The organism is Tundrisphaera lichenicola (assembly GCF_051175385.1).
Classification (GTDB): Bacteria; Planctomycetota; Planctomycetia; order Isosphaerales; family Isosphaeraceae; genus Tundrisphaera; species Tundrisphaera lichenicola.
In genome coordinates, this window is sequence record NZ_CP195106.1 from 2,302,258 (window position 1) to 2,321,134 (window position 18,877).

Annotated in this window: 10 protein-coding genes; 8 read left to right on the forward strand and 2 right to left on the reverse strand. The window is 65.6% G+C overall.

Annotation, left to right across the window (positions count from 1 at the left end):
• Positions 1 to 568 precede the first annotated feature (568 nt).
• Together P12x_RS09060 and P12x_RS09065 are read left to right on the forward strand one after the other, a co-directional pair.
• Complete coding sequence (locus P12x_RS09060) at positions 569 to 2,383, forward strand: cytochrome c peroxidase (protein WP_435010539.1); 1,815 nt, start codon at positions 569 to 571, stop codon at positions 2,381 to 2,383.
• Positions 2,384 to 2,412: 29 nt separating this feature from the next.
• Positions 2,413 to 3,132, forward strand: coding sequence for a GGDEF domain-containing protein (locus P12x_RS09065; protein ID WP_435010540.1), 720 nt, complete (start codon positions 2,413 to 2,415; stop codon positions 3,130 to 3,132).
• Here the strand turns inward: P12x_RS09065 and P12x_RS09070 are convergent.
• A complete protein-coding gene (locus P12x_RS09070) occupies positions 3,063 to 4,172 on the reverse strand; it encodes an NAD-dependent epimerase/dehydratase family protein (RefSeq protein WP_435010541.1) in 1,110 nt (369 codons plus the stop codon). The two genes, P12x_RS09065 and P12x_RS09070, sit on opposite strands and share 70 nt — an antisense overlap.
• Positions 4,169 to 5,272: a S49 family peptidase gene (locus tag P12x_RS09075; RefSeq protein ID WP_435010542.1), complete on the reverse strand. Its 1,104-nt coding sequence runs from the start codon at positions 5,270 to 5,272 to the stop codon at positions 4,169 to 4,171. The genes P12x_RS09070 and P12x_RS09075 overlap by 4 nt, the downstream gene beginning before the upstream one ends.
• Before the next feature lie 118 nt (positions 5,273 to 5,390).
• Here P12x_RS09075 and P12x_RS09080 point away from each other — a divergent pair, with 118 nt between their 5' ends.
• The 6 genes from P12x_RS09080 (at position 5,391) to P12x_RS09105 (ending at position 18,868) form a co-directional block, all read left to right on the forward strand.
• Positions 5,391 to 6,275 carry a hypothetical protein gene (locus P12x_RS09080; protein WP_435010543.1) on the forward strand — a complete coding sequence of 295 codons (885 nt, stop codon included), beginning with the start codon at positions 5,391 to 5,393 and terminating at the stop codon, positions 6,273 to 6,275.
• A 427-nt stretch (positions 6,276 to 6,702) separates the two neighbouring features.
• Positions 6,703 to 11,925: a type I polyketide synthase gene (locus P12x_RS09085; RefSeq protein ID WP_435010544.1), complete on the forward strand. Its 5,223-nt coding sequence runs from the start codon at positions 6,703 to 6,705 to the stop codon at positions 11,923 to 11,925.
• Entirely contained in the window at positions 11,922 to 16,904 is a 4,983-nt protein-coding gene (locus P12x_RS09090) for a beta-ketoacyl synthase N-terminal-like domain-containing protein (protein WP_435010545.1), read from the forward strand. The genes P12x_RS09085 and P12x_RS09090 overlap by 4 nt, the downstream gene beginning before the upstream one ends.
• Positions 16,901 to 17,182: an acyl carrier protein gene (locus P12x_RS09095; RefSeq protein WP_435010546.1), complete on the forward strand. Its 282-nt coding sequence runs from the start codon at positions 16,901 to 16,903 to the stop codon at positions 17,180 to 17,182. The genes P12x_RS09090 and P12x_RS09095 overlap by 4 nt, the downstream gene beginning before the upstream one ends.
• A 49-nt stretch (positions 17,183 to 17,231) precedes the next feature.
• On the forward strand, positions 17,232 to 18,092 hold the full coding sequence (locus P12x_RS09100; protein ID WP_435010547.1) for an alpha/beta hydrolase: 861 nt from the start codon (positions 17,232 to 17,234) through the stop codon (positions 18,090 to 18,092).
• Entirely contained in the window at positions 18,089 to 18,868 is a 780-nt protein-coding gene (locus P12x_RS09105; RefSeq protein ID WP_435010548.1) for an SDR family NAD(P)-dependent oxidoreductase, read from the forward strand. Before P12x_RS09100 ends, P12x_RS09105 begins: the two co-directional genes overlap by 4 nt.
• The last annotated feature ends 9 nt before the right edge of the window (positions 18,869 to 18,877 follow it).

Genomic DNA, 18,877 nt, shown 5'->3' on the forward strand with positions numbered 1-18,877 from the left:
AGGCCCCCCCGAAGTGTAGACGGCACCGCCATCCCAGGAAATCGACTCGAACGCTACCCGATCCGGCAACGCTCCGGCAATCGAGACAACGAATGTTCGATCGAATGGTTTCAAGTTAACCCGCTAACTAACGAGTGTCAAGTCTCGCGGAAGCTTCGCTGGCTCTCCCAGCCTATGCAGTTTAACATGGCGTGGGAACATTTGCGAATTCGGATTGATCCGCCAATGTTTCCGCTACTTGGACGTTCCGAAATCCGGGCGCGTTCCCTTGTTAGCTCAAATTACCATTTGGGCTCGGACTGGGACCGATAACTGGGTCTTTGACTTTCCGGAAATCTCGTGGGTATTCCTGGGCTCTTTAAAATCTCCAGCGAAAAGGAGTTTGCCGGATGGGACTCTGGGGTCAGATATTCGCGGAATCGGTCATTCGGCTTCGGGATGAATACGCTTGCCGGTATCGGTCGCAACTCCTATCCTGTTCGTAATACTTTCGCGAGAGACCCGCCTGAAGCCTGGACGAACGCCCACCGCCCGGCCCGATCCCGCCTGCCCAGGAGCCGCATCGGCCATGATTCATCGCACGACCCACCTCATCTTGCTCTCGATGAGCGTTTTCTTCGCCTGTGAGATCGAAACCAGGGCCGACGAAGAGCCGGATCGCTCCCCGATCGCTCTGGCAATTCGCTCGGACGGCCACCGACTCCTGATCGCCAACCAAACTTCGGGTTCTGTTTCCTGGATCGATCCGTCGGACGGGCGAGTCCTCGACGAGGTGAAGACGGGGGATCGACCTGCGGGCGTGGCCATCTCGCCCGACGGACGGACCGGAGTGGTTGCTCACTGGTATGGTTATGACCTGGCCATCCTCAGGCTTGAAGATAGCAAAGTCGAGGTGATTGGTAAGGTTGAGGTCGGGCCGGAACCTCGTGGCGTGGTGATCTCGAGAGACGGGAAATCGGCGTTCGTCGCCGTGGGGGCCAGCGATGAGGTCGTGCGGGTCGATCTAGCAGGGACGAAGGTTAGCGGTCGTTTGTCCGTAGGACGGGAACCGAGGAGCCTGGCCCTCACCCCGGACGGATCTCGGCTGGTGGTCGCGAACAATCGCGGCCATTCGATCTCGGTCGTCGATCTCGGCCGGTTCGAGGTGATCCGGACCATCCCCCATCTGGGCGACAATCTCCGGCAGTTGGAAGTCGGGCCCGACGGCAAATACGCCTACTTCTCCGCGATGCACAATCGGGGTTTTGCCACCACCTTCCGTAACATCGACGAGGGATGGGTCCTCGGCCAACGACTCTTCCGGGTCGCGCTCGACGGCTCCGAACCGGCGGAGAACATTTCCCTGGACCCGCGAGGCCGGGCGGCTGGAGATGCCCATGGACTGGCCATCGGTGAGAAAGGCAAGCTCTTCGCCGTAGGATGCGGGGGGACTCACGAGGTCATGCTTTTCCGCGAGGACTCGGAACCCTTGCCCTGGAAGCGCGGTGTTGGTCGCGACGTGATCGCGATCGAGTTGCTCCAGGATGGCGAGCGTTTCCGCCGGGTCGAATTGGGGGGTCGTCCGACCGAGTTGGCCTTCGCTCCCGACGGTCGGACGCTCTACGCGGCGAATTACCTGGAAAACGCAATCCAGGTGATCGACACCGGATCGGCCCGAATCGAACGGACGATCGAGCTGGGAGGCCCGTCGACCCCTTCGCTCGCACGTCGTGGCGAGGCCCTCTTCTACGATGCGTTCCGATCGGCCAACAACTGGTATAGCTGCAACACCTGCCACAGCGACGGCCACACCAATGGGCTCGACTACGACACGATGAACGACGGCTGGCACGACAATTCGTCCTCACACACCCGGAGCCGTAAGAAGGCCCCGACACTCCGGCGAGTCGCCCAGACCGGGCCCTGGACCTGGCATGGCTGGCAGACCGATCTCAACGACGCGATGGTCGAGTCGTTCACCAAGAGCATGCAAGGCAAGAAGCCTTCCCAGGACGAAGTCAATGCCCTGGTGACTTACCTCGCTACCCTGGATTATCCCAGGAACCCTAACCGAGAAGCCGACGGTGGGCTTTCCCCGGCGGCGAAGCGCGGAGAGGCCCTGTTCCGGTCGAACAAGGCCAATTGCAACTCGTGCCATTCGGGGCCGGAGTTCACCGATGGCAAGCGTCACGACGTGGGGCTCAACGAGCGAGGGGACGTCTACGAGGGGCATAACCCTCCCTCCCTCCGTGGTGTTTACGACAAGGACCCCTACCTCCACGACGGTCGAGCGAAAACCCTCCGCGAGACCCTGACCGGAGACCATGCTCCCGAGGCACTGGGCGGAAGCGAGATCTCCGAATCGGAACTCGATGACCTGATCGCCTACCTGAAGAGCCTTTGAACCCGACCCCCGAGAAGCCGAGCCGGCCCATGCTGTCGCCTCCTCCTTCGCTCGAAGGGTTCCGGCGAGTAATCGAACGGGAGCCGATGAAGGGGGTCTGGCCGATCCTCGGGATCGGCTCGACCTACCTGGCCGCCCACTACCTCGGGGCCGGTGCCTCTGCGTTCGTCTCGGGGTTCTGGACGCTCATCATCGGCCTCTCCTGGTCCCGATGGGCCATTCGCCTCGACCAGGCGATCTATTACTTCTCGCAACAGTCCTGGACCGACGATCTGACCGGCCTGGGTAACGACCGGATCTTCCGCGATCGACTCGAACTCGCCTCTCGAGACGAGGATCCGGATCCCGTCTCATTGATCCTGATCGATCTCGACCAGTTCAAGTTCTATAACGACACCCACGGCCATCCGGCGGGCGATGAAGCCTTGAAGGCGTTCGGCTCGATCCTTCGATCCCAACCCGACGTCGCAGCCCTGTCACATCGACTCGGCGGCGACGAATTCGCCATCCTGATTGACACCGATTCGGTGAAGGCCCGGTCGATCGCGGAAGCCCTTCGATCGGGGGTCGAACAATACCTCTGGCCACTTAGCCCGATCACAGCGAGCTTCGGAATCGCCTCGGTCGCCGGGCCCGATCGAACCCGAATCGACCTCCGATCGCTCGCCGACCGCGAGCTTTATCGATCCAAGGCCCGCGGCGGGAATTGTGTCTCCGACTCCTCCGTCGATGGTCCGCCAGGTTCCTGAGCGTCATCTCCGAAGGTCGACCGAATCTTGAGCCAGGGGGCGAGCCCCGACCGCTTCGCGTCCGCCAGAGCCCGGCAGATCGACTCGATGGGGGGCGGGTGGTGGAGGCCGAAAGTGGAGTCGGCCAGATCTCCCCGGACATGGAGCCGGAGAAAACCTCCCGCGATTGCGGCCCGCGAGACCTCGATCCTCCGACCGCCGGTCAACCGATCGAACCCGCCAGCCAGCCGGACGATAGGCCACTGGACGAGGTCGGGAATGGTCAGGACGGCGTGGGGCTGACCGACGATTCGACCGACCAGTCTCGCGATCTCGGCGTAGCTTAGATATGGTCCAACCAGGGCATATCGACGTCCGGGCTCGCCCAGCCAGAGAGCCCTCCGATGAGCCAGCGCAGCCACCGAAGCGTCGAGGACCGGAATCCCACCCCCGGGTAGGAAGGCAATCGGGGATCGGGCCATGACCAGGAGGACGCTCGTCGAGGTGGGCTTGGGGTCGCGAGGACCGATGACCATCCCCGGGCAAAGGGCGATTGTCGACAGCCGGCCTCCCAAACCATCGAGGACCCAGGACTCGGCCTCGCGCTTGGTCCGTTCATAAGGGGATCGGACGCTTTCGAGGTTCCACGAAGTCCCCTCGTCGGCGGGCGAGTCGGGGGTCCCTGTCGCAAGAGTGTGGAGGGTCGAGGTATAGACCAACCGCTCGACGCCGGAAGCGACCGAATCTTCGATCAGGCCACGAGTTGCATCGACGTTCACCTCCTGCCCGACCGAGCCCGGATCGGACCCGAGCGAGACCCAGCTCGCCGAGTGGATCACGCCTCGGACCCCAATCAACGCCCGATGGCGATCGAGCGGATTGCGGAGGTCCCCCTCCATCCATTCGATCGGAGGATCACCTGGGTCGATCCGAGGTTCTCGACGATAGAGCGCCCTTACCGGATGGCCGGCGCGGGCCAGTCCTCGGGCGATGTGTCCCCCGACGAAACCAGAGGCTCCCGTGACGAGGACCGGCCAGTCGGCCTCTCGGATGCCGGTCAACGTCCGGCCTGTCGGAAGATGGTGGGGTCGGGTTGCCAGAGGTAGAGGAAGGTCGGGGCCTTGCTCCGGTCGAGCCCTGGATAGCTGAACGGTACGATGTCTCCCTGGATCGGGGCGTTGGGCGTGATCGAGTAGATCGATCGGGTCGGATACCCCGGGCGTTGGAAGATCACGACCTCGGATCCCGGGGCCTGACCCAGACGCTCGGCCTCGGCGATGGCTTCATGGACGTAACCGAGCTGGTCGATCATGTGAAAGGCCAGGGCCTTGGGATTCGAGACGACCCGGCCGTCGTCGATCGTCTTCCAGTCGACTGCCGTGATCGCGGGCCGTCGCGAGGCCACCCGATCGCGGAAGCGGGTGCGAAATCCGTCGGACAGTTCTTGCAGGAGTTCCCGAGTCTCCTCGTCGAGCGGGGCTGTCACGCTCCCCATATCGAGCTTGTCGCCCGACTTGATCGGATCAGACGACAGGTTGAGCTGGGCCATGGCATCCTGGAGATTGTAATGATTGATGAGCGCGCCAATCGAGCCGGTCAGGCCGGTCGGTAGACCCACGACACGGTCGCCGCCGACGGCCAGATAATAGGCCCCGGAGGTCGCCACGTCCATCAAACAACAGACGACCGGCTTGCCCGACTCCTCGCGGAATCTCCGGAGTTCATCAGCCATGATGTCCGAAGCGGTCACTCCACCCCCCGGGCTGTTGATCCGGACCACCAGGGCCCGGACCCCGGGATCATTCGCGGCGGCCTCCAGCTTCTCGCGAAACGAGGAGACCGGATTCTCTCCGACCGAATATAAGCCGGTGAGGTTCTGATTCACCAGGAGCCCATCGACGTCGATCAGTCCGATCCTTAGCCCGTTCGAGCCCGAATGCGAGGGACGGACCACGACCGCCGTCATCGGGCCGGGATCGGGCGCCGTGGCCACCTTGACCTCGATCGAACCCCGGACCGCCGCGTCGGCCACGACCCGGGCATCGGCGTCGACCTTGGCGTCGGCCCGAAATCGGCCCGTGAAGGGAAATTGATGGCAGCCCGATAGGCCGACCAGCAACAAAGCCCCGACCATGGCGCGATTCTTGCGGTGGAATTTCATCGTGATCGTGACTCCCACCTTTTCGAACCCCACGCTTACAAAGCCGTACTAATCCTTATGATCGACCCTTCCGGGAGTGAACTTTCCCCGGAACCGCCCCGATCCGGAAAACGAGCTCATGCCCTATATCCCGACCATCCTGATCCTTGCCCTGTTGTCCCTGACCGACGAACGACCGGACTCGAACCCGCTCTATCACGAGTTGCGCACCCAGGGTCTGTCGGTCGGGACCGAGAAGCTCGTCCTTCCCGAACCGAGCCTGCCGGATGGTCAGCCGGCCGAGGCGGGACTGGCCGCGCTCAGGGATGTAGCCGGGGGAGATCGGCCCGCTCGCGAGATGCTCCGCGACTCGGTGACCGCCCCATTCATCCTCAAGACCCGCGACGTGAAGACCGAAGACGCGATCATCCGAGTCGCCGATCTCTGGTTCGTCGTCCACGCGCGATTGGAGGACGTCGACCTGGATAGTGCCGCTCGCGCGGGAGACCAGAAGGCGATCGAGGCCGGCAACATGAGATTCGAGTCCAGGATTCTCACCGATCCCGACCTGAGGGAGCGGGGCATTAAGCCCCTCGATCCGCTCGAAGGCCGATCGGAATGGTTCACCCACCTGACCGGCCGTCTCCTGGACCGGATCGAGGTTGTGGCGACCGACCGGGTCGTAGCTACCCGGACCCCCGAATCACTCCTGGTTGCCGCCCGAACAGAACCCGCGTTCAGTGGCGAAGGAGCGACTTCCAACCATTGGAGGACCCTGGCGAAGAAAGGGAATGATGAAATCGAGGGGCCGATTCATCCTTACACAGGGGCGATCAGCTATGTGAAAGTCACTCGACTGGTATCCGAGCCCGGCGTGCTATTCGTCGAGGCCCATTTCGCCTTCGTCGAGCCCCGGGACTGGTTCCAGGGAAACCCGATCCTCCGTTCTAAAATCAGCCTGATCGCCCAAGACCAGATTCGCCAGCTCCGTCGCGAATTGCAGAAGTCCCAATCTCGCGAGTGATTACTGACCACCTCGCCCCTGTTTGCCCGATAAATGGAGCGATGTGCAATCGCTCCTTCATACAGCCCGGCACAAGTGTCCCTTCCCCCCAATATCCCCAATTTCGCCATACGAAACAATCGAGCGTGAATTTGGTGCTAAACTTTAGGGAACGTCGGAGTCGATCCGACAATTTGGCTTCCGATTCCAGCCATCCGTTCCTGGTGGATACAGGCCGTCTTGGGTCTGTAATCCCCGCTCGATTGACGGCCAAGCCAAGGTGATCGAGCCTGGCGAAGTTTGGGGTGAGATCGAAATCGAAGGGCAGAGGTCCGGACGCAAAGTCCTCTGTCGGGAGCTTTTGTGCGACATGAGACGCCCAGAAACTCAAGAGCCCTCGACTAACATGGTTCATCGCAATTGGAGGGATGATCCGAGTCCGTCCGACGTGGCGATTGTCGGAATGTCGGCCATCATGCCCGGGGCGGAGGACGTTCGAACCTTCTGGGAGCACACGCTCCGGGGGTTCAACGCGATCACCGAGGTCCCGGCGGATCGATGGGACTGGCGGCTCTACTACGACTCCGACCCCAAGGCCCCCGACAAGATTATCTCGAAGTGGGGCGGTTTCCTGCCCGACATCCCCTTCGACCCGCTCCGCTACGGGATGCCGCCGTCGAGCCTCCCCTCGATCGAGCCCGTCCAGCTCTTGCTCCTGGAAGCGACCCGATCGGCCATCGAGGACGCGGGTTACACCGATCGCCCATTCGATCGCGAGCGGACCGCCGTGGTCCTGGGGATGGGCGGAGGCGCGGCCCAGGTCGCGATGGGATACGCCTTTCGATCGTACCTGCCGATGCTCGACACGGTCCGCCCCGGAGCCGGTCGCGATGCTCTGACGGCATGCGAAGGGCTGCTTCCCGAGTGGACCGAAGATTCGTTTCCGGGCTTCCTACTGAACGTGGCGGCGGGTCGTGTGGCGAATCGGTTCGACCTCGGGGGGGCCAACTACACGGTCGACGCCGCCTGCGGATCGTCGCTGGCCGCTGCCAACCTGGCCGTTCGCGAGTTGGAGACGGGTTCGGCCGACGTGGTGCTCCTGGGCGGGGCCGACACGGTCCAGAACCCCTTCACTTATCTGGCCTTCAGCAAGACCCAGGCCTTCTCACCTCGGGGCCGTTGCCGACCATTCGACGCCTCGGCCGACGGGATCGTGATCAGCGAAGGGGTGGCGGTCCTGGTCCTGAAGCGTCTGAGTGACGCCGAACGGGATGGCGACCGGATCTACTCGGTTATCAAAGGGTTAGGGGCTTCCAGCGACGGCCGGGCTCGTGGTCTGACCGCTCCGAGCTCGACGGGCCAGGTTCGCGCGGTCCGTCGGGCTTATGAAAAGGCGGGCGTGTCCCCCTCGACCGTCGGTTATGTGGAGGCTCACGGGACCGGAACGGCGGTCGGCGACGTGGTCGAGGTCAACGCGCTCTCCGAAGTTTATCGGGAATCGGGCGTCCCCGCTTCCTCGGTCGCGATCGGATCGGTCAAGTCGATGATCGGCCACACCAAATGCGCGGCGGGCCTGGCCGGCTTGATTAACGCGTCGCTCGCCCTTCATCACAAGGTTCTCCCCCCCACGATCGGGGTGGAGGTCCCGAACCCCAAGGCCGACCTCTTCGATGGTCCATTCCGCGTCTCGACCGAGACCCGGCCCTGGATCCACGACGACCCTGACCACCCTCGGCGAGCGGGCGTCAGCGCCTTCGGTTTCGGGGGAACAAACTTTCACGCGGTCCTCGAAGCCTATGAAGGCCCTTCGGCGATCCCGACCGCACCGATACGCGACTGGCCTGCCGAGTTATTCGCCTGGCGGCTTGACGACCCCGCTCGACTACTCGAACAGATTGATGACTTGACCGGAGCGATGGACCGAGGGGCGAGTCCGGCCCTCCGAGACCTGGCCCGGGCCGTCCAGCTTGCCAACCCGCCCAGGTCTGCGGCAGGTTCGACGCTGGCCATCGTCGCCGGATCGGTCGAGGATCTCCGGGCGAAGCTCCGATCCGCCCGGGACGCGATCCACTCGGGTTCGGCCCGGCTCGAAGATCCTCGGGGAGTCTTCTATGAGCGGTCGCCCGCTTATCATGGGAGCCCGGTGGCCTTCCTCTTCCCCGGACAGGGCTCGCAGTCGGTCGGAATGCTGGGAGAGCTTGCGGTCGCGTTTTTCGAGATCTGCCAGGCATTCGATGACTTCGACACGGCTCTCAATCGCGCAGGTCGATCGAAGGTCGGTCCGCTGATCTTCCCGCCCGGAGGCTTCGACCAGGACTTCCGCGAGCGGGCCGAGACCGCCCTGAAAGCGACCGAGGCCGCCCAGCCGGCGCTGGGTGCCGCGTCGGTCGGCCTACTTCGACTGTTGAAAGCCCTCGGGGTCGAGGCCGACCTGGTGGGTGGGCATAGTTACGGGGAACTGGTCGCGCTCCACGCCGCGGGATCGATTCGGGTGGAAGACCTTGCCGCACTCTCAAGTGAGCGGGGCAGGTTGATGACCCAAGCCCTGGGTGACGACCCCGGCGGGATGGCCGCCATCAGTACCGGAGCGGCCGAGGTCGACCGGCTAATCCTGGGGCTCGATGGGTTGGTCGCCGTCAACCGGAATGGGCCTCGGCAAACCGTGATTGCCGGCCCGCTCGATCAGATCGCCGAGGCCGTGGAGCGTGCAACCCGCACCGGTTATCGGGCCCGGACCCTGTCGGTGGCCGGGGCGTTTCATACGGCTCGGATGGCTCCGGTCTCAGGGCCGCTGGCCGACTTCGCCGCCGCCCGGATCGGTTCGCGTCCGAAGCTCCCCGTGTACTCGAATCTCGACGCCAGGCCTCATCCGGGCGACCCCTCGGAGATTTCCCGAAGGCTCGGGGAACACCTGGCCTCGCCTGTCCAGTTCGAATCGATGATCGGGGCGATGCATGAGGACGGGGCCAGGGTTTTCGTCGAGGTCGGTCCCGGCTCGGTCCTGACATCGCTGGTCAATTCGATCCTGGGTGATCGTCCGCATCTGAGCGTCGCCTGCGAAGGCCCCGGAAAGACGGGTCTAGTCGGCCTCTTGACGATGCTGGCCCGTTTGGTGGCGTCCGGCGTGCCGGTACGGCTCGATCGGCTGGCACATGGGCGATCCGAAAGGGTCCTCGACCTGGAATATCTCCCGATCGGCGATGGTTCGGCGCCTCACTCGGCGACAACCTGGCTTGTCAATGGCTCCCGGGCTCGGCCGATCGACCAGCCCGAACCTCGAAGACTCGGGCAAGGCCCGGTCCTCCCGCTAACTTCTCCTGGAGTACTCCCGATGGCTTCGGCCCCGACCAATGGCACGACCAACGGCTATCACGAGCCGGGGGGCTTGAAGAACGGCAAGCCATCGACGATGAATCGCCCGATCCCTCCCGGATCCAGGCCCCCCGATGAGCCAGCCCGAAGCTCGGCGGACGACCGCGTGCTCCTGGCCTTCCAGGAGACGATGAAGTCCTTCCTCGAAGTCCAGCGATCCACCATGCTGGCCTACCTGGCGAGTCGTCAGGTCGGACCTCGGACCGAACCGGATCCGCGCCCGAATTTCCTCCCCGACCCGATCGCCGATCGGATTGCTCGCCGACCTGCTCCCGTTCCGGTGAAGGCTTCGAAGCCGGAACCTCGGCCCGAACCTGTTAAGGAGCCCGAAGCTCCCCCGACCATCTTCGTCGAGGAAGCGTCCGCTCCCGCAGACACCGCCCCTTCGAAGGGTCGCGAGGCCGTGGCCGCCCGACTGGTCGAGATCGTCCGCGATCGGACCGGCTACCCGGCGGAGATGCTCGGGCTCGACCTCGACCTGGAGGCCGACCTCGGCATCGATTCGATCAAGCGGGTCGAGATCCTCGGGACGCTCCGCGACTCGCTCCCCGAGTTCAACGGCTGGTCCGAGTCTTCCACGATGGAAGCCCTCTCGCGAGCCAAGACCCTGGGCTCGATCGTGGATCGGGTTTCCGAGTCGCTCGGCAATTCGACCGAGTCCGCCCCCGAGACCGACCCGAGCCCGCAGCTCGACCCGACTTCCGAGCCGGTCGCGAGGCTGATCCTGGAATCGGTCCCCTCCCCCATCTCGCAGGAAAGATCCGGCCTCCTGGCGGGCGGAGTGGTTGCCATCACCGACGACGGCCGGGGGATCGCCCAGGCGGTCGCCTCCGAGCTTCGAGAAGCCGGACACCCGGTCGTCCTGGCCGGGCCGGACTTGGTGGATTTCCGGTCCCCATCGGGGGTCGATCGATGGCTTCAGAAGGCCCGGAATAACGGTAGACTCGCGGGAATCATCCATCTCCTCCCGCTCCGCGAGGCCCCGGGGGCCGGGCTGGACCCCTCGGCCTGGGCTACCCGGATGGGCGAGGAAGTCCGGGGTTTGTTCCTGCTGGCGAAAGCCGCCGGCCCCGACCTTGAACGGGCCTCTCGCCAGGGCGACGCGGCCTTCGTGGCGGCGACCGGCATGGGCGGCACTTTCGGATCCGCCGCGACCCACCTCGACTTCTTCCCGGGACAGGGGGGGGTGGCGGGACTGGTCAAGACGCTGGCCCGCGAGTGGCCCGGAGTCCGTTCCCGAGTGGTCGACCTCGACCCTCGGGATAAGTCCCGAGTGCTGGCCGATCGGCTCCTGACCGAGATCCTCTCCGATGACGACTGGTCCGAAGTCGGCTACGACGGAGGCCGACGAGTCCGGCTCAAGGCCGTGGCATCCCCGCTCAAGCCGGCGAGATCGCCGGAGATCGAGCTGGCCCCGGGCGAGCCGGTCCTCGTGACCGGAGGGGCACGGGGGATCACCGCGACCCTGACGGCGGAATTGGCCCGTCGGTGGCGTCCCACGTTGCTGGTCCTCGGTCGAAGTCCCTTGCCCGGCGAATCCGAGGATCTCGAAACCAGCCGGATCGACTCGCCGGTCGATCTCAAAGCGGTCCTTCATGCCCGGCTTCGCCAGGGGAAGGGTCGGGTCTCGCCGGCCGACCTGGAGCGAGCCTATCGATCGACCCTCGGTGCCCGCGAGATCCGGGCCAACCTCGCAGCCTTCCGATCGGCAGGGGCGACCGTCGAATATGCCCCGGTCGACGTCCGGGACCCGGCCGCGCTCGGTCCGATCCTGGAGCGTTGGCGGCGAAAGTTCGGCGATCCCGTCGGCCTGATCCACGGGGCGGGTGTGATCCAGGACAAGCTCATCCGCGACAAGACCCTCGAGTCGTTCGACCAGGTGGTCGGCACCAAGATTGATGGCGTGCTCAACCTGGCCCGACTCCTCCGGCCCGATCCGATCCGGTTCGCGGCGCTTTTCTCATCAATCGCAGGGCGGTTCGGCAACCTCGGCCAGTCCGATTACGCGGTGGCCAACGAGGTCCTGAACAAGCTGGCGATCTGGCTCGATCGCCGCTGGTCCGGCCGGGTCGTCTCGATGATCTGGGGCCCTTGGTCGGGCGTGGGCATGGTCTCCGACCTGGAAGAACACCTGGGAGCCCAGGGACTCGGGATGATCCGGCCCGAAACCGGCCGTTCGCTCCTGATCGACGAGCTGACCCGAGGTCGAAAGGGTGAGGTGGAAGTGATCGCCGCGGGTGCCCTCGGCACCTTCGACGGCCCTGTCCAGCGGTCGAGCCTCGCGGGATCGGCCCGATGAGTCGTCGAAGGCCGCTGGACATCGCGATCGTCGGAATGGCCTGCCGGTTCCCGGGGGCACGGAGCCTCTTCGAATACTGGGAAAACATCCTCGGCGGCGTTGACTCGACCTCGGATGTCCCGACCGATCGCTGGGATCCAGCCGTCTTCTTCGACCCCGACTCGGAAGCCAACGACCGGGTCCCCTGCCGGAGGGGGGGTTACCTCGACCAGCCGGTCGAGTTCGATCCCGCTTCATTCGGGATCATGCCCAACGCCGTGGACGGCGGCGAGCCGGAGCAGTTCCTCGTCCTCGACGCCGCACGATCGGCGTTGATCGACGCCGGTCTGCCCGAAGGCGTGGCCGATGGACGTAAGGTGGAAGTGGTCATCGGCCGGGGGAACTATTTCAATCGGGGAAATCTGACCCGTCTCCAGCACGGTCGGATCGTCGCCCAGACGCTCGCCGTCCTGGAGGCGTTGCACCCCGAGTGGTCCGAGGCCGATCGTTTGGCCCTGAGGCTCGACCTCAAGGCGAGCCTCCCCCCGTTCGGACCGGCGACCGTCCCCGGCCAGCTCACCAATGCGACGGCCGGTCGAGTCTCGAACCGACTCGGCTTGACCGGGCCCAGCTACGTCGTCGACGCCGCCAGTGCCTCCTCGCTTGTGGCTCTCGATCTCGGCGCGCGATCGCTCGTCGAACGACGGTCCGACCTCGCCCTGGTCGGCGGGGTCTATCTGGAAGCGGACGTCGACTTCCCGATGGTCTTCCGCCAGCTCGGGGCCCTCTCGAAGTCGGGGCGGTCGATGCCGTTCGGAGCCGGGGCCGACGGGATGCTCTCGGGAGAGGGAGTGGGCGTAGTCGTCCTCAAGCGGCGAGCCGACGCCGAGCGGGATGGCGACCGAATCTACGCCGTCCTTCAAGGGGTCGGCCTGGCCAGCGACGGCCGGGGGCTCGGCCTGGCCGCACCGAGCGCCAAGGGTCATGCCCGGTCGATCCGTCGGGCCTGTCGAGCGGCCGGGATCGACCCTTCGAGCGTCGGGCTGATCGAAGGGCACGGCCTGGGAGTGCCCGCCGCCGATCTGGCCGAGCTTCGTGCCTTGCGGGCCGTGTTCCCTCCGACCGTTCCCGGTCGTCGCGTCCTGGGGGCGGTCTCCTCGATGATCGGCCACGCCATGCCCGCCGCCGGGATCGCCGGGCTGATCAAGACCGCCCTGGCCATCCATCACCGAGTCCTCCCCCCCACGATCCACTCCGAGAATCCGCATCCGCTCCTGAAACGCTCCGACAGCCCCCTGACGCTCAATCCCTCCGCCCGGCCCTGGATCCACGGCGATCCCTCGACCCCTCGGCGGGCGGGGGTGAACGCCTTCGGATTCGCCGGGATTAACGCCCACGCCATCCTTGAAGAACATGCCGGATCGGAAGAGCCCGACTCCCCCGGGGCCATGCTCCGATGGGATAGCGAGGCATTCCTCCTGGCCGCCCCCGATCGCCCCGCCCTGGCCGATCTGTGCCGGCTGGTCCTCCGGTGGCTCCGGGAGCATCCCGAGGCGACCCTCAAAGATGTGGCCTACACCCTGGCCACGAGCCGGCTCGACCATCCCGCCCGGCTCGGCCTGGTGGCGAAATCGGCCGACGAGTTGATCGATCGACTCGAAGCCGCCCTGAAGAAGCTCGACGCCCCGGAATGCCGGACAATCCGCGACGCCCGGGGGGCCTATTACCGCGAGCCGGTCGGTCATGGACCCCCGAGGATCGCCTTCCTCTTCCCGGGCGAGGGGTCCCAATATCCGGGGATGCTGGCCGACCTCTGCCCACACTTCCCCGAGGTCCGCGCCCTCTTCGATACCTCCGACCGACTGGCCCGAGAAGGGGGCGACTCAACCTGGCCGAGCGAGCACCTCTTCGGCCGGAAGCCCGACCAGGATCCCGCCCTCTGGTCGGCCGGGGTCGCGGTCAACGTGGTCCTCTCGGCGCAGTGGGCGCTCTATCAGCTTTTGATCCGGCTCGGGCTCCGACCCGACGCGGTGATCGGGCACAGCAGCGGAGAACTCCTGGCGCTGGGGGCGGCCGGGGTCATCGAGGTCGACCGATCCTTCGAGGACCGACTCGGCGAGCTCGGCGCGGTCTTCGGAAAGCTGGAATCCTCGGGCACGCTGCCCAAGGCCCGGCTGATCGCCGTGGCGGCCGATCGGGCCCGGGTCGAGTCGATCCTCGACGGCCTCGATGGGGTCGAGGTCGCGATGGACAACTGCCCTCACCAGGTGGTCCTGGCAGGCGAGCCCGGTGCCGCCGAGGTGGCCGTCGGGCGACTCCGGGAAGCCGGGCTGGCTTCCGAGGATCTCCCGTTCGCCAGGGCCTACCATACCCCGGGATTCGCCCCCGCGATGGGCCCGATCGAGTCGTTCTTCGGCCAGTTGGCGATGAATCGTCCCAGGGTCGAGATCTACTCCTGCGCGAGCGAAAGCCGGATGCCCGAGGACCCCGAGGCCATCCGGAGCCTCGCCGTCGAGCAGTGGACGAAGGCCGTCGGGTTTCGTCGGGCGATCGAGTCGATGCACTCGGACGGTCTCGGGATCTTCGTCGACGTGGGAGCCCGGGGGAACCTCGCCGGGTTCGTCGAGGATACGTTGCGAGGCCGACCGTCGTTCACCGTCGCAGCCAACATGCCCCGACGATCGGGGACCTTGCAACTCAATCATCTGGTCGCGTCCTTGTTCGCCCAGGGGGTCAACCTCGAACCTGGCCACCTCTATGCGAGGCGGAGGCCCGAGGTCGTTGATTTCACCGAACCACCCCGAGTGAACCGGCCCAGGCCGTCCCTGGCTATCGGCTTCCCTACCATGTCTGTCTCCGGGGAAATCGTAGAGCGATTGCAGTCTAAGAAGCCCGGCCGGAACGGTCATCATCACGAATGGAATGCCCCCGGCGAGAAATCGAGTTCCACAAATCCCGGAGCTTCCCCCTCCTCTCCTTCTTTAAAGGAGAGTGCCCCCATCGGACTCTCGACGGAAGACGAAATCGATTCGATTCCCGGCCAGACTGCGACAGCGGCTCACCCCGAGCCGTTCGTGATGGAAGCCGAGGTCCGCGACTTCGGGACGACGGATGTCGATTCGGCGATGCTCGTCTTCCAGGAGACGATGAATGACTTCCTGGAAACCCAGCGCGCGGTGATGGACGCCTTCCTCGGCCACCCGTCTCCCGTCGAAGAGGCCTGGTCGCCTCTCAATGGCCAGGACTCCCGCGTATCCTCCGTTAATCCCCCTCGGCAGGGACTCCCCGGCCCCTGGTCGGGCGATTTGATCTCGATGGTCGAAGGGGTCGAATGCGTCTCCCGGATTATCCTGGATGCCTCGGACGACCCGGTGGCGGAGCATCATACGTTGGGGGGACGTCGGATCTCGGCCCTGCACCCCGATTGGCGAGGGCTGCCGGTCCTGCCCTTCAGCGTGATGGCCGAGATACTCGCAGAAGTCGGTGCCGGCCTGAGTCCCGGCAAGACCTTGGTCGCGATCCGCGAAGTCCGCGCCCACAAGTGGATTCGCTATGAGGACGAGCCGGTCGAGCTGGAAGTCCGGGCTCATGTCCTCCCAGATCGGCCCGGTTCGGTGTTCGTCTCGATCCACAACCGAGGGCTGGCAAGGGCCCCTCGTCCGGTCGAGGCGGCGGTATTCGATGGAGTGGCCGTCTTCGACGATCATCGACCCGCCTCCCCGATTGCCTCCCCCTTCAGACTCGAAGATCCGGTTTGCTGCCGGTTCACGAGCGAAACGATCTATGCCGAGCAATGGCTCTTCCACGGCCCCACGCTCCAGGCGGTCGTCGGAATCGGGCCGATTTCGATGGGCGGAATCGAGGGTACCCTCCGCGTCCTCCCCCTCGCCGAACTCCTCCGCGAAGGGCAGGATGCCGCGGGCTTGCTCACCGACCCGATCATCCTGGACAACTTCACGCATCTCCTGGGTGGTTGGGGCCTGGATCGCCTGGCCGACGATGGGGACGTGATCTTCCCGCTCGGGATGGAGGAACTGGCGATCTTCGGCGAGCCTCCCCCCGAGGGGACCGAGGTCGCGTGCCGGGTCTCGATCCTGGAGCGTGAGCGGCACCGGGTCCGGGTCGAGGCCGAGATCATCCGGCCCGATGGACGGGTCTGGATGTCGATCGGGGGCTGGGAAGACTGGCGATTCCACTGGCCCGGGCGATATCGCGACGGCTTCCGCCAGCCCGATCGGACGTTCCTGGGAGAGCCCCTCGATGTCGAAGGCCGGTCGGATCTCTCGGCCGTCTGGCTCGAACCGCCCGGCGACATGGGCCGCCCCGTCTGGCGCGACGTCCTGGAACATGTCCAGCTCGGGCCGGACGAGCGGTCGAGCTACCTCGCCCTCCGGGGGCCGGATCAGCGGAGGACGCATCGTCTCTGGGGTAGGATCGCGGCTAAAGAGGCCGCACGCCGCCTCTGGCAAGCCGAGGGCCGACCGCCCACCTATCCCGGCGACCTTATCGTCGAGCCCGACTCCCTGGGACGTCCCAGTCTCCGATCGAGGCTCGATCCGAGCAGGATCGATCTGCCTTCGATCTCGATCGCACATGTCGACGGGGTGGCCGTCGCCCTGGCGAGCCTGGACCCTCGGGCCAGGCTGGGGATTGATGTCGAACCGATTGTCGAGCGATCGGGCGGGTTCGAGTCGACGGCGTTCTTGCCGGGCGAAATCGAGTTGCTCGGAGGCCGGTCGGGGGCGGATCGGGCCGAATGGGTGGCCCGACTCTGGTGCGCCAAGGAGGCGACGGCCAAGGCGACCGGCCTCGGTTTCATCGACGGCCCTTCGGGAGTCGAGGTCGTCCAGGTGGGGCGTGACGGTGTTTTGGTCGTCCGACTCCGAGGGGGCCTGGCGTCGTCCTGCCCCGACCTGTCGGGGTTCCCGATCCGCGTCACGACGGCGCGGCGGGGTGATCGGATCTGGGCGTGGACCCTGGGCGAGAGGATCGATCGATGACAGGCGCCGTTCCCGAATCCGTGATCCTCGCCGACCTGGCCCGGATCCTGTCCGACTTCGAAGGCCGCGAGTATTCCGGGACGATCGACCGAGAGACCCGGTTCTTCGCCGACCTGGGGCTGGCCTCGATCGACGCGGTAGTCCTGGGCGAGACGCTCCAGGAATATTACGGGAGGCCCCTGCCCTTCGGCGAGTTGATGGCCGACCTCGGCCGTCGGGAGGACCGCGACCTCTCGATCGGTGAACTCGCCGACTTCCTGGCCCGAAGGCTCGGATGAGTCCGACAAGGATCGAGTTTCCCAGGGAAAGCGCCCCGGAGGACCGGCGATGCCGAAGCTGAAGGTCAACGGCCAGACGATGCACATCCAGCAGGCCGGGGAGGGGCCCGACGTGATCCTGATCCACGGGATCACCGGCGACCTCTCGATCTGGTTCCTCTGCAAGGCAATGTCCGAATTGGCCGAGAACCACCGAGTGACCGCCTACGATCTCCGTGGGCACGGCTACAGCGATGCCCCGCCGACCGGATACACCTCGGCCGACCTCGCCTCCGACACGCTCGCCCTGATGGACGAGATCGAGGCCCCTCGGGCACGACTGGTCGGGCACAGCTTCGGCGGGGTGGTCGCCATGCACGCGGCAACGATCGCACCTGAGCGGGTGGAGGCCGTCGTCCTCTCCGACCCATACTTTCCCGCGCTCCGGCACCTGGAAGACCTCAGCCGATGGGGGCACTGGCAGGCCTTCCACAAGGAGGCGGCCGACGCGGGCGTCGACCTCTCGTGCGAGCACTGGTACGACATCGGCAAGTTTTTCGATCAGGTGATGCACCTGGACGGTCAGAAGATGCTCCAATTCCGCCAGGCTGTCGGCCTCCCCGCGATGAACCGGCTGCTTCGGCTGGGGAACACCACCTGCGGCGACGACACCAAGATCGAGGCGGGCCTGACGATCGAGAAGATCCTGGAAGTCAGACAACCTTGCCTGGCCCTCTATGGCGACGCCTCGCCGTTTTTATCGACGGCCGACTATCTCGTCGAGAATCTACCGAATTGCCGACGGGTCCTAATCCCCAACTCCCAACATCGGGCCCCCGAAGAGAATCCATCGGCCTTCACCGCCGCACTGAGAGGATTCCTCGAATCGCTCGATGAGGCCGAGGTTGCGGCCAGGGAGACGGTCCGATGACCATGCCAACCATCCTCCTGACGGGTGCCGCCCGGGGGATTGGCCGGGCCACCGCGCTGGCTCTGGCCGCCAAGGGTTGCAAGCTCGGGCTGATCGACCGGACCGCCGGGCCGCTCGAAGAAACGGCGGCCGAGCTTTCGAGCCGCGGAATCACCGTCTTCTCCGCCCCGGCCGATGTGACGGATCCCGAAGGATTGCTCGCGGCGGTCCGCGAGTTGGAGGGGAAGTTGGGCGCGATCGACGTCCTGGTCGCCTGCGCGGGCATTGGCGGGCTGACCCAGGTACCCAACCTCGACCTCGACGGCCTCCGGGCGATGCTGGAGGTGAACGTAGTGGGCGTGGCCCGGTCGATCGAGGCCGTCCTGCCCGGGATGATCGAGCGCAAGTCGGGTCACATCGTCGGGGTATCCAGCGTGGCGGGATTCCGGGGGATGCCCTGGATGGCCTCGTATTCGGCCTCCAAGGCGGCTTTATCGGCCTACCTGGAGGCTCTCCGACCCGCCCTGAAACTCCGAGGGGTGACGATCACGACCGCCTGCCCGGGTTTCGTCCGGACCGCTCTGACGGCCGACACCCCGTTCCGGAACCCGGTCAAGATGATGGAACCCGAGGAAGCCGGCCGGTACCTGGCCCGGGCCGCCCTCCGAAAGCCGAGGAACTGCGTCTTCCCCGCCAGCACCGCGATCGGGATGTCGTTCCTCCGCCACACGCCCGACCGGATCTTCGACTGGATGATGGATCGGGCGGGCCCTCGGGCGCTCACCACCGATTTCTGACGCCTCCCG